This window comes from Micromonospora sp. NPDC049836 (assembly GCF_044465125.1).
GTDB lineage: Bacteria > Actinomycetota > Actinomycetes > Mycobacteriales > Micromonosporaceae > Micromonospora.
Map to the genome: position 1 here is coordinate 1 of NZ_JBITLH010000006.1, position 11,728 is coordinate 11,728.

The following is an 11,728-nucleotide window of genomic DNA, read 5'->3' on the forward strand; positions in this document are numbered from 1 at the left end:
GTGTTCACCAAAGGCACCACCAACGACATCTACGTAGGCCTGTCCACCGGCACCACCTTCACCGCCGGCACCAAATGGCACGACTACTTCGGCCTACCCGGCGAAACCACCCTCTGACCCCTCACGAGCCATGTCCCCGGCCGGCGCGGCGGCGACGGACCGCCGTCCGCCGGCCGGGACCGAGTCCAGGGCGCCTGCCGGTCAGGCGCCCTGACCGGGCGTCACGAACCGGGTCGCCGGCTGGGGGGACGCGCCGCTCACCTGCTTGATGATCTCCGTGGCGACGTCGCGCAGCTTGCGGTTGCGGTGCTGGGACGCCTGCCGGAGCAGGCCGAACGCCTCCGCGGCGGTGCAGCGCTGCTGGCCCATGAGCACCCCGAGCGCCTGGTCGATCACGCTCCGGGAGGCCATCGCGTCGGTGAGCTGCTGGTGCAGCAGGGCCTGATCGGCCTGGCGCAGGATGACGGCCAGCGCCGCGGTGGCCTGATCGGTGAAGGCCACCGCGTGCCGGCGGGCCGGCTCGTCGAAGGCGGCACGGTCGGTGGCGTAGAGGTTCAACGCCCCCACCGTCTCGCCGTCGATCGTCATCGGCAGCGAGAGCGAGCTGAGGATGCCGAGCCGGAGCGCGTGCTCCCGATAACCGCGCCAGCGTTCGTCCTCGCGCAGGTCGACGACCTCGACGACGGTGCCACTGCGCAGGGCGTGCAGGCAGGGGCCCTCGTCCGCGCCGTACTGGATCTCGTCCGCCTGGGCCGCGAGGTCGCCGCTGGCGGAGACCGTGCCGGCGCCACCGTCGCGGCTTACCGTCAGGCCGCAGGCCGCGGCGGGGGCGACGACCTCCACCGCGACGCGGACGACCTGGTCGAGGAAGACGTCGACGTGGGGCGAGTCGGCGAGCAGGGTCAGCAACTGGCCGTACGCCGAGGCCAGGTGTGCCGCGGGAGTGTCGGACACCACCGTTACCTCCTGAAGATCGAGTGTCCGTTCGTGCCAATCACGTCGTTCTGACCGGGCCGGGCGGTCCTCAACGGAGGTCCGGCCGGTGCGTCGAGGGGCCGTCGCCGGGCCCGGACAACCGGGCCCGGACCGGCAGGGGGTGCGGATCGGGCGCAACGGCGCTAGGGTCGGGGTGGGTTCGGACATGAGCCCAGGACCTGTGCGGCCCACCGATGGTGGGGGCGGCACACCCCGGTCCGGTCCTCCTCGGCGAGGAGTTGTCTCATGTCGGTTCATCCGGTGCCGTATCCGGCGCCGCCGGAAACCTCCGGCCCGCCCGTGCTGTCCCTCGTGGTCACTGCCGAGGGCCCGGCGCTGGTGGTGGCGGTGCGCGGGCCGCTCGACCTCGACACGGTGGACGTGCTGTCCAGCGCCGTCGACCGGGCGATGGCGGGTCAGCCGCCCCCGGTGCTGGTCCTCGACCTGAGCGGGGTGAGCTTCTTCGGCGCCGCCGGGGTCACCGTGCTGCTGCGGGTGCGTCGGCGGGTGGTCGCGGCGGGCCGCACGCTGGTGCTGCGTGAGCCGTCCCGCATCTGCGGCGCCGTGCTGAACATGGTCGGCCTCAGGGACGAGTTCATCACTGAATGACCTGCCTTCCACTCCGGGTCCGTGCTCGTGCTCCGGAGTCGTACCGACCGGTCACCGGGCGCGCTCCGACCCGCGCGGTCGCCCGTCACCCGCGACGCCGGCTGACGGCGTCGCGGCGTCGGCGCGGGCGACAACGCTCGGAGGCGACCCGGCTGCCAGTCGAACCGCCTGCCGGTAGGACACAGATACCCCGCCGTTTGATCACTCCAAACGTGTCGTGGCCCCCGCCCGGGATACGGCGGCCGGCGGCGGTCGCTCCCCGGAGCCGCGAGCCAGCAGGCTGGTCGGGATGACCACGTGCCGGGCCGGCCCGCGCTCGCCGTCGATCCGGTCGAGCAGCAGTTGGGCGGCCCATCGCCCCATGTCCCGCGGGTCGTGCGCGACCACGCTCACCCCCAGCACGTCGCCGAGATCCACGTCGTCGAAGCCGATCAGGGCGGGCGGCGCGGGGTGCCCGCGCAGTGCCCGCAGGGCGCCGAGGGTGATCCGGTTGTTCATGGTGAACAGGGCGGTCGGCGCGGGGGTCCGGCTCAACAACTCGCGTACGGCCTGCTCGGCGGCGGCCACGTCGTGCGCGTTCTCGACCAGGTAGTCGGCCCAGTTGGACACCCCGACCGCGTGCATGGCCGCCGCGAACCCGTCGAGACGCTCCCGGTGGGTGCTGAGCCGGGAGAAGTCGCCCACCACGCCGATCCGCCGGTGGCCGAGCGCGGTCAGGTGGGCCCCGGCCCGCCGGGCGCCGGTGTGGTTGTCCAGCAGGACGGTGTCGGCGGCCAGCTCGACCGGGGGCCGGTCCACGAACACGAACGGGATCCCGTGGCGGCCCTCGGCGGCGAGGTGCGCGTGCTCGGTCGCCGTCGAGGCGATCACCAGGCCGCGGACCCGCCGCTCCAGCAACGCGTCGGCGAGCCGGCGTTCCCAGTCCGGATCCTCGTCCGTGCTGGCGGTGATCAGTTGCAGGCCGCGCATCCGCAGCTCGCGTTCCAGACCCCCGGCCAGCCGGGAGTAGAACGGGTTGGCCAGGTCGCCGATGAGCAGACCGACCAGGGTGGAGGTGTCGGCACCGCGGCGCAGCTCGCGCGCCACCCCGTTGAGCCGGTAGCCGAGCTGGTCGGCGGCGTCGCGTACCCGGGACCGGGTGTCCGCCGCCACCCGGGGCTCACCGCCCAGCGCCCGGGAGGCCGTCTTGACCGACACCCCGGACAGCGCCGCGACCTGCGCCAGGCTGGGCCGAGCGACCTTCGGGTCAGTGGTCATGTCCGCGATTATGCCCGCCGCACCCGGTCGCGCCGCCGACCGGCGGTCCGCCGGCGGCGCGCCCCGGCACCCGCCGGCCGCCAAGCCCGCCGGCGGGCGCGGAGCGGGCCGGTCAGGGCACAGCCCGGGACGGCAGACCGGGGCTGTGCTGGACCGGGGGAGGCGGAGAGCGGACCGGTCAGGGCGCGGCCCGGGACGACAGACCGGGGGCTTCGCTGGGCCGGGGGAGGCGCGGAGCGGGCCGGCCGGAAGATCGGTATACGATGTGTCAACGATGTCATAAGTTGATCTTCGGCGCCCGGCGCGGGCGGCGGCGGGTCTTCCGGCGGGCGGCTGGTGAGGCGGTTCCCGGGCCCGGCGCCCCGCTCCGTCGGGGGCCGCCGGCTCGGTAACGGAGGCGACCCGTTTCGTGGCCGCACATCCCCTTCGGGCGCATTCCCCCGGGGGGTGTCGGGAAAGTCACTCGTGACAGATGGGGATATTACCGATTTGTTACACAATTCATGACTTGACCACTTGCGGAACGGCCCCCGGCGAGGTTGGGTTGCCCGGCAGCACCAAACGTGAGCGAAGGTCATGAACCATCGCGGAGGCAACGATGACGTTGGCAAGGTGGCGGGACGATGAGTGAATTGCCTGTCCTGCTGGAGATGCGCTCCATCACCAAGGAGTTTCCTGGCGTCAAGGCCCTTGCCGACGTCAACCTGGTGGTGCGGGCCGGCGAGATCCACGCGATCTGCGGCGAGAACGGTGCGGGCAAGTCCACGCTGATGAAGGTGCTCAGCGGGGTCTACCCGTACGGCAGTTACGACGGCCAGATCATCTATCAGGGCGCGGAGACCCGGTTCTCCGACATCCGGGCCAGCGAGCAGGCCGGCATCGTGATCATCCACCAGGAGCTCGCGCTCATCCCGCACATGTCGATCACCGAGAACATCTTCCTCGGCAACGAGCCGCGGAAGCACGGTGCGATCGACTGGAAGGCCGCGAACCGGCTGGCCCTCGACCTGATGGCCCGGGTCGGCCTGCGGGAGGACCCGGACACCCTGGTCAAGGACATCGGTGTCGGCAAGCAGCAGCTGGTGGAGATCGCCAAGGCGTTCGCCAAGGACGTCAAGCTGCTCATCCTGGACGAGCCCACCGCGGCGCTCAACGAGGCCGACTCCCGGCACCTGCTCGACCTGCTGCGCGGCTTCCGGTCGCGCGGCATCACCTCGATCATGATCTCGCACAAGCTGAACGAGATCGAGGCGATCGCCGACCAGATCACCATCCTCCGGGACGGCCGGACCGTCGAGACGCTGGACGTCAAGGCCGACGGCGTCGACGAGGACCGGATCGTGCGGGGCATGGTGGGGCGGGAGCTGCACAGCCGGTTCCCAGACCACACCCCGAAGATCGGCGAGGTCTTCTTCGAGGTCCGCGACTGGAACGTCCGGCACCCGATCTCCGCCGACCGGCAGGTCTGCAAGAACGAGAGCTTCGTCGTCCGGCGCGGCGAGATCGTCGGCTTCGCCGGCCTGATGGGCGCCGGCCGCACCGAGCTGGCGATGAGCGTCTTCGGCCGCTCCTACGGGGTGTACGAGTCCGGCACGATCATCAAGGACGGCAAGGAGATCGTCCTGAAGACCGTCGCCGACGCGATCGCCCACGGGCTCGCGTACGTCAGCGAGGACCGCAAGGCGATCGGCCTGAACCTGCTCGACGACATCAAGGCGTCCACGGTGTCGGCGAAGCTGTCGAAGATCTCGCGGCACGGCGTGCTCGACGAGGTCGCGGAGTACCAGGCGGCCGAGTCCTACCGGCGCGAGCTGCGCACCAAGGCGCCGTCGGTCGACGAGAGCGTCTCCAAGCTCTCCGGCGGCAACCAGCAGAAGGTCGTCCTGGCGAAGTGGATGTTCACCGACCCGGACCTGCTGATCCTCGACGAGCCGACCCGCGGCATCGACGTGGGCGCCAAGTACGAGATCTACGGCATCATCCAGCGGCTCGCCGACCAGGGGAAGGGCGTCGTCGTCATCTCCTCGGAGCTCCCGGAGCTGATCGGGCTCTGCGACCGCATCTACACCGTGTTCGAAGGCGCCATCACCGGCGAGATCGCCCGGCGGGACGCGGACCCGGAAACCCTCATGAAGCAGATGACCTCGACGAAGAAGATGCAGACACGATGAGCCGAATCAAGGACCTGCAGAAGAACCTCTTCGGAGGGACCACGTCCAACGCCCGCCAGTTCGGGATGATCTTCACCCTGGTGGCGATCGTCGTCCTGTTCCAGATCCTCACGGACGGCCTGACGCTGCGATCGGACAACCTGATCGCACTGTTCAACCAGAACTCGTACATCCTCATCCTGGCCATCGGCATGCTGATGGTGATCGTCGCCGGGCACATCGACCTCTCGGTCGGCTCGATCGCCGCCTTCACCGGCATCCTGGTGGCCAAGTCGATGGCCGAGTGGTCGCTGCCCTGGCCGGTGGCCATCCTGTTCGGCCTGGCCATCGGCGCGATCATCGGTGCCTGGCAGGGCTTCTGGGTGGCCTACGTCGGGGTGCCGGCGTTCATCGTCACCCTGGCCGGCATGCTGCTCTTCCGGGGCGGCAACCAGTTCATCGGCAACGCGAACACGATCGCCGTGCCGGAGGGCTTCCGGGTGATCGGCTCCGGCTTCCTGCCCGAGGTCGGTCCGAACACCGGCTACAACAACCTGACGCTGCTGCTCGGCCTCGCCGCGTGTGTGGCCGTGGTGTGGCGGGAGTTCCAGGCCCGCAAGACCCGCCGGGACATGGACGCCGAGCCGGCCCCGATGTGGATCTCGGTGCTCCGGATGGCCGTCATGGTCGGCGTGATCGTCTTCGCGTCGCTCCGCTTCGCCAGCGGCCGCGTCGGCACCAGCTTCCCGGTCTCCGGCATCATCCTGCTGGCGCTGGTGCTGGCCTACTCCTTCTACACCCGCAACACCGCCGGCGGCCGGCACATCTACGCCGTCGGTGGCAACTCCCGCGCCGCCGAGCTCTCCGGAGTGAAGCTCAAGCGGGTCAACTTCTTCGTCATGATGAACATGGCCGTCCTGGCCGCCCTGGCCGGCATGATCTTCGTGGCCCGTTCGGCGGCCTCCGGCCCGCAGGACGGGAACGGCTGGGAACTCGACGCCATCGCGGCCGTCTTCATCGGCGGCGCGGCCGTCTCCGGCGGCATCGGCACCATCAGCGGCTCCATCGTCGGCGGTCTGGTCATGGCCGTGCTGAACAACGGCCTGCAACTGCTCGGCGTCGGCACCGACCGGGTCCAGATCATCAAGGGCCTGGTGCTGCTGCTGGCCGTCGCGCTCGATGTCTACAACAAGAAGCAGGGCAAGTTCTCCGTGATCGGCAGCCTCACCCGCTCGTTCCACCGCGAGACTCCCGCCCCGCCCACGGCACCACCGGACGCGGACCGGGAAACCGCCCGCACGGCCGTGCCGAGCTGACGTTCCACCCCGCCTCACACCCCGTATCACCTCTCCAGAAGGGCACCATCCAGCCATGCGTAATCTGATCGGCAAATCGGTGGCCATCGGCGCCATCGCCGCGCTGGCCCTGACCGCCACCGCCTGCGGCTCCGGCCGCGACGGCGACACCGGCGGCTCGGCCGGCGACACCAAGGGCTTCGCGGCCGACTCCCTGATCGGCGTCGCCCTGCCGTCCAAGACCTCGGAGAACTGGGTCCTCGCCGGCGACCTGTTCACCAACGGCCTCAAGGAGGCCGGCTTCAAGAGCGACGTGCAGTACGCCGGCGCGTCGACCACCGTCGCGGACCAGCAGGCCCAGATCACCGCCATGGTGACCAAGGGCGCCAAGGTCATCGTCATCGGCGCGACCGACGCCGCGCAGCTGTCGACCCAGGTCGCCGCGGCCCACGCCGCCGGCGCGAAGGTCATCGCCTACGACCGGCTGATCACCAACACGCCGGACCTCGACTACTACGTCGCGTTCGACAACTTCAAGGTCGGCCAGCTCCAGGGCCAGGCCCTGCTGGACGGCATGAAGGCCAAGAAGCCGAACGGCCCGTACAACATCGAGCTCTTCTCCGGCTCGCCGGACGACAACAACGCCGGTGTCTTCTTCGACGGCGCGATGAGCGTGCTCAAGCCGGAGATCGACAAGGGCAACGTGGTCGTCGCCTCGAAGCAGGCCGACGTCAAGCAGACCGCCATCCAGGGCTGGAAGGCCGAGGGCGCGCAGGCCCGGATGGACCAGCTGCTCACCTCGACCTACGGCAGCAAGACGCTGGACGGCGTGCTCTCCCCGAACGACACCCTGGCCCGCGCCATCATCACCTCGATCAAGGGTGCTGGTAAGCCGATCCCGGTCGTGACCGGCCAGGACTCCGAGGTCGAGTCGGTCAAGTCGATCATGGCTGGCGAGCAGTACATGACCATCAACAAGGACACCCGGAACCTGGTGAAGCAGACCATCGCCATGGTGAAGGCCCTGCAGGAGGGCAACGCGCCCGAGGTCAACGACACCAAGTCGTACAACAACGGCTCCAAGGTCGTCGACACCTACCTGCTGCCGCCGGTGGCGGTCACCAAGGCCAACGCGGCCGAGGCGTACGCCAACGACCCGAAGCTCGCGCCGCTCACCAAGTGAGCATCGTCGAGTAGGTAGTCGCCAGGAGGGGCCCGGGACATGTTCCGGGCCCCTCCGCCGTGCCTGGGTGCGCGAGAGCGGAGTGCCCGTCGCTCGCCGTGGCGACTCGCCGTGACAAAAGGTCAAGCTCCTGTCACTGTCAGCAACCATGCCCAGCCAGTGACTTCCCGTGCCCGCCCCAACACACTGCGAAGCGACCGGTCACTCAAGTTCCCCCGACCCAGGAGGTCACGACCGATGATCGATTCGCAGCACACCCGCCGGCGCACGCTGTTGCGCGGCGCCCTGGCCCTGACCGGAGCAGCCGTACTGGCCGTCTCCTCGCTGGCCGGCGTCGCGTCCGCCAGCGAGCAGACCAAACCCGCGGCGCCCGGCGCCGGCCCAGCCGGCCCGGTGCCCGCCGGGTTCGCCAGCTGGACGGAACTCATCTCCGTCCAGGAGAGACTCAACCAGGCCGCCACCCGCGTCGCGGCGGTCAAGGGCGCCGGCTTCGCGGGCATCGTCGCCGCGCCCGAGAACCGCGAGCTGCGGGTCTACTGGAAGGGCGACGCCGGCGCCCGGGTGCGCGCGCTGGTCCGCGACCTGAACCGCACCGTGCCGGTCCGGCTGGTGCCGGCCCGCTACTCCGAGGCCGACCTGGCCGCGACCGCCCGGAAGCTGGCCACCGTGCCGGACGTCGCCTCGGTGGTGCCCCGGGTGGACGGCAGCGGCGTGCAGGTCGTCGCCCGGGCCCCCAAGCTGGCCAAGGTCCGGGCCACCCGGGCGGTCCGCGACTCCGCGGCCGTGGTGTCGGTGGTGGCCGGCGACGCGCCGGTGGCCACCTACACCCGGCAGGCCGACATCCCGAACTACTACGGCGGCGGCCGGTTCTGGTCGCCGACCGGCGGGTGCAGCACCGGCTTCGCCATCAACACCGGCGGAACCGTACGGATGCTCACCGCGGGGCACTGCGGGGAGAACGGGCAGTCCGTCACCACCGGCGCCGGGGCGGCCATGGGCACGATCTCCAACAAGATCACCTGCACCGACCTCGAGATCATCAACACCGGCTCGTGGGGCCGGGTCTTCACCGGCGGCCCGTACTCCGGCACCAGCGTCGCGATCGGCGGCACGGCGAGCAGCTTCGTCGGCAATTACATCGTGACCACCGGCGCCACCAGCGGGGAGCACAGCAACATCCAGGTCACCGCGGTCAACCTGTACCTCGGCATCAACGGCATCCCGTGCGGCACGGTCGGCCCGCTGGTGCAGGCCCGCCAGCTCAACGGCACCTGCGCCGTCGCCCCCGGGGACAGCGGCGGCCCGGTGATCGCCTACCGCACCGACGGCAGGGCGAACGCCCTCGGCACCATGACCGCCGGCGCCGCGGCCGTGGCCAACAACCTCTGCCCCGGCACGATCTACACGCCCGGCTACAACTACGTCTACTACATCCCGATCGGCACGTCCCTCGCCGCGTACGGCGCCAGCATCGTGACCAGCTGACCCGCACCGCCCGACGCGGGCGTCCCGGCTTCCCGGCCGGGGCGCCCGTCCCGGCCGAGGAACCGGCGGCGGGTCAGCCGACGGCGGTGGGGGAGGGCGGGGCGCTGCCGCCCTGCGGCGCCTCGGCGGTCATCAGCCGGATGATCTCGGACTGGTCGGCGGCGGACGGCAGCCCCCAGCCGGGGCGGTACCCGTACACCTGGGCCAGCGGCGTGGAGGCGGTACGGCCGTCGAGGATCTCGATCGCGTCGGTGTCGATCAGCGCGGGGTGCTCGACGCCGCACGCCTCGGCCACCTTGACCAGGTCGCGCCGGAGGGTACGGAGGTAGTTGGCGGCCCGCACCGACTTGCGCCCGGGGTCGACGCCGCGCGCCAGCCACGGGTTCTGCGTCGCGACCCCGGTGGGGCAGGTGTCGGTGTGGCACTTCTGGGCCTGGATGCAACCGATCGCCAGCATCGCCTCCCGCCCGACGTTGACCAGGTCGGCGCCGAGGGCGAACGCGACCACCGCGTTGTCCGGCAGACCGAGCTTGCCGGCGCCGACGAACACCACCTGCTCGTGCAGGTCCCGCTCGGCGAAGATCCGGTAGACCCGCGAGAAGGCCTGCTGGAACGGCAGCGACACCGAGTCGGTGAAGATCAGCGGCGCGGCGCCCGTGCCGCCCTCGCCGCCGTCGACGGTCACGAAGTCCACCCCGCGACCGGTGTCGCGCATCAGGGTGGCCAGTTCGGTCCAGAAGCCCAGGTCGCCGACGGCGGACTTGATGCCCACCGGCAGGCCGGTCTCGGCGGCGAGCAGCTCCACCCAGTCCAGCAGGCTGTCACAGTCGGAGAACTCGGCGTGCCGGGACGGGCTGACGCAGTCCTCGCCGCGCCGGATGCCCCGGGCGGCGGCGATCTCCGCGGAGACCTTCGCCGCCGGCAGCAGGCCGCCGAGGCTCGGCTTCGCACCCTGACTGAGCTTGATCTCCAAGGCCCGCACCGGCGCGGACGCCACCAGGTCCTTGAGCCGGTCGAGGCTGAACCGGCCGCGCTCGTCGCGGCAGCCGAAGTAGGCGGTGCCGATCTGGAAGACCAGCTCGCCGCCCCTGCGGTGGTACGGCGACAGCCCACCCTCCCCGGTGTTCTGCAGGCAGCCGGCGAGGGCGGCGCCGCGGTTGAGGGCCTCGACCGCGTTGCCGGAGAGCGAGCCGAAACTCATCCCGGAGATGTTGACCACCGACTCCGGGCGGAAGGCCCGGGCCCGCCCCCGGGCCGCGCCGAGCACCTTGGCGCACGGCAGCGTCACGTCGTGCCCGGCGGTGGGGGAGGACGGCGGCACCGCCCGGCCGAACGTGCGGTGCTTGATGATCGGGTAGCCCGGGGTGGACTCGATGTCGTTGTCGGTGCCGAACCCGAAGTAGTTGTTCTCCTGCTTCGCCGACGCGTACACCCACCGCCGCTGGTCCCGGGTGAAGGGCCGCTCCTCGTTGTTGCCCGCCACGATGTACTGGCGTAGCTCCGGCCCGATCGACTCGAGCAGGTAGCGGGCGCGACCCAGCAGAGGGAAGGTGCGCAGCAGTGCGTGGTCGCGTTGTAGCAGGTCGCGCGCGGCGAGCGCCGCGACGGCGGCGACGGCGGCGGGTGCGGCTCGACGGGCCCAGCTCATGCCCGCCACTCTTTCCGGGATCGCCGTCCGCCAAACGAGGACCGGCGGGTCGCGATGGCCGGACCGGCCACCCGGGCAACCGCGGGACGGTACGCCGGCTACCCGGGCGACCGCGGGACGGTACGCCGGCTACCCGGTGCGCGAGCGGTCGGGCGCGGAACCGCCCACCGTCTCCGCGGCCACCCGCTCGCCGGTCCGGTCCGCGTCGCTCGCGGCGGCCGGCCGGTTGTCGTCGGGCGGCTGCGGCGGGGAGACCCAGGTGACCAGCACCACCGAGATGATCATGAGAAGGAACCAGGAGGCGAGTTTCGCCGGCGACACCGGCTGCCAGCCGCCCAGCTGGCTCGGGTAGAGCCAGGCGTGCGACCAGGTGGCGATGTTCTCGGCCAGCCAGATGAAGGCGGCGACGAGCAGGAAGGCCAGCAGCAGCGGCATCCGCCACCGGAGCCGGAACACCCGGAAGTGCATCACGCAGCGCCCGAACACCAGCGCGACGGCGGCGATGAGCAGCCATCGCAGGTCCTGGACGTAGTGGTTGGCGAAGAAGTTGGCGTAGATGGCGACGGCCAGCACGGCGGTCACCCAGCGCCGCGGGTAGCGGGTGAAGCGCAGGTCGAACAGCCGGTTGACCCGGACCAGGTAGGAACCGACCGCGGCGTACATGAAGCCGCTGAACAGCGGCACCCCACCCAGCCGCAGGACACCGTCGGGCTGGTAGGACCACGAGCCGATGTGGGTCTTGAACAGCTCCATGACCGTGCCGACGACGTGGAAGAGGACCACCACCCGCAGCTCGCGCAGGGATTCCAGGCGGCCGGCCACCATCGCGATCTGGATGGCGACCGCGGCGACGGTCAGGAAGTCGTTGCGGGCGAAGCCGGCGTCCGCCGGGTACCAGAGCCGCGCCGCGAAGATGACCGCCAGCATCGCCCCGCCGAACACGCACGCCCAGGCCTGCTTGAGCCCGAAGACCGCGAACTCGGTGAGCCAGCCGGCGGCGCCGCGCCGGGGCAGCCGGGCCAGCAGCGCGCGGAACCGGGCATCGATCGCGCGCTCGGCGGTGGTCAGGGCGGCCGGATCGGCAGGGGTACGCACCGCCCCGACGCTATCGTGCCGCGCCGGCGGC

Annotated in this window: 9 protein-coding genes; 5 read left to right on the top strand and 4 right to left on the bottom strand. The window is 71.1% G+C overall.

Annotated features, from left to right (window positions below):
- Nucleotides 1-201 precede the first annotated feature (201 nt).
- A complete protein-coding gene (locus ACIBPB_RS17450; RefSeq protein WP_396840608.1) occupies nt 202-954 on the bottom strand; it encodes a GAF and ANTAR domain-containing protein in 753 nt (250 codons plus the stop codon).
- Between the two features lie 267 nt (nt 955-1,221).
- On the opposite strand from ACIBPB_RS17450, the gene ACIBPB_RS17455 reads away from it, so the two are divergent.
- On the top strand, nt 1,222-1,584 hold the full coding sequence (locus ACIBPB_RS17455) for an STAS domain-containing protein (protein ID WP_396840609.1): 363 nt from the start codon (nt 1,222-1,224) through the stop codon (nt 1,582-1,584).
- A 201-nt stretch (nt 1,585-1,785) separates the two neighbouring features.
- Here ACIBPB_RS17455 and ACIBPB_RS17460 read toward each other — a convergent pair whose 3' ends face one another.
- Nucleotides 1,786-2,841 carry a LacI family DNA-binding transcriptional regulator gene (locus ACIBPB_RS17460; protein WP_396840610.1) on the bottom strand — a complete coding sequence of 352 codons (1,056 nt, stop codon included), beginning with the start codon at nt 2,839-2,841 and terminating at the stop codon, nt 1,786-1,788.
- A gap of 623 nt (nt 2,842-3,464) precedes the next feature.
- On the opposite strand from ACIBPB_RS17460, the gene mmsA reads away from it, so the two are divergent.
- From mmsA to ACIBPB_RS17480, 4 genes are all read left to right on the top strand, one after another.
- Nucleotides 3,465-5,012: a multiple monosaccharide ABC transporter ATP-binding protein gene (mmsA, locus tag ACIBPB_RS17465; RefSeq protein ID WP_396840611.1), complete on the top strand. Its 1,548-nt coding sequence runs from the start codon at nt 3,465-3,467 to the stop codon at nt 5,010-5,012.
- Nucleotides 5,009-6,307: a multiple monosaccharide ABC transporter permease gene (gene mmsB, locus ACIBPB_RS17470; protein WP_396840612.1), complete on the top strand. Its 1,299-nt coding sequence runs from the start codon at nt 5,009-5,011 to the stop codon at nt 6,305-6,307. Before mmsA ends, mmsB begins: the two co-directional genes overlap by 4 nt.
- Nucleotides 6,308-6,362: 55 nt before the next feature.
- On the top strand, nt 6,363-7,469 hold the full coding sequence (locus ACIBPB_RS17475) for a substrate-binding domain-containing protein (RefSeq protein WP_396840613.1): 1,107 nt from the start codon (nt 6,363-6,365) through the stop codon (nt 7,467-7,469).
- 237 nt (nt 7,470-7,706) lie between these two features.
- Nucleotides 7,707-8,954 carry a hypothetical protein gene (locus tag ACIBPB_RS17480; RefSeq protein ID WP_396840614.1) on the top strand — a complete coding sequence of 416 codons (1,248 nt, stop codon included), beginning with the start codon at nt 7,707-7,709 and terminating at the stop codon, nt 8,952-8,954.
- A gap of 73 nt (nt 8,955-9,027) precedes the next feature.
- Here the strand turns inward: ACIBPB_RS17480 and ACIBPB_RS17485 are convergent, their stop codons facing one another.
- Together ACIBPB_RS17485 and ACIBPB_RS17490 are read right to left on the bottom strand one after the other, a co-directional pair.
- On the bottom strand, nt 9,028-10,602 hold the full coding sequence (locus ACIBPB_RS17485; protein WP_396840615.1) for a glutamate synthase-related protein: 1,575 nt from the start codon (nt 10,600-10,602) through the stop codon (nt 9,028-9,030).
- A 129-nt stretch (nt 10,603-10,731) separates the two neighbouring features.
- Nucleotides 10,732-11,697, bottom strand: a complete 966-nt coding sequence (locus ACIBPB_RS17490; protein ID WP_396840616.1) for a DUF817 domain-containing protein — start codon at nt 11,695-11,697, stop codon at nt 10,732-10,734.
- Between the last annotated feature and the right edge of the window lie 31 nt (nt 11,698-11,728).

Coding starts and splice junctions, on each gene's coding strand:
- ACIBPB_RS17455 (WP_396840609.1), top strand. CDS start 1,222: ATGTCGGTTCATCCGGTGCCGTATCCGGCGCCGCCGGAAACCTCCGGC.
- ACIBPB_RS17460 (WP_396840610.1), bottom strand. CDS start 2,841: ATGACCACTGACCCGAAGGTCGCTCGGCCCAGCCTGGCGCAGGTCGCG.
- mmsA (WP_396840611.1), top strand. CDS start 3,465: ATGAGTGAATTGCCTGTCCTGCTGGAGATGCGCTCCATCACCAAGGAG.
- mmsB (WP_396840612.1), top strand. CDS start 5,009: ATGAGCCGAATCAAGGACCTGCAGAAGAACCTCTTCGGAGGGACCACG.
- ACIBPB_RS17475 (WP_396840613.1), top strand. CDS start 6,363: ATGCGTAATCTGATCGGCAAATCGGTGGCCATCGGCGCCATCGCCGCG.
- ACIBPB_RS17480 (WP_396840614.1), top strand. CDS start 7,707: ATGATCGATTCGCAGCACACCCGCCGGCGCACGCTGTTGCGCGGCGCC.
- ACIBPB_RS17485 (WP_396840615.1), bottom strand. CDS start 10,602: ATGAGCTGGGCCCGTCGAGCCGCACCCGCCGCCGTCGCCGCCGTCGCG.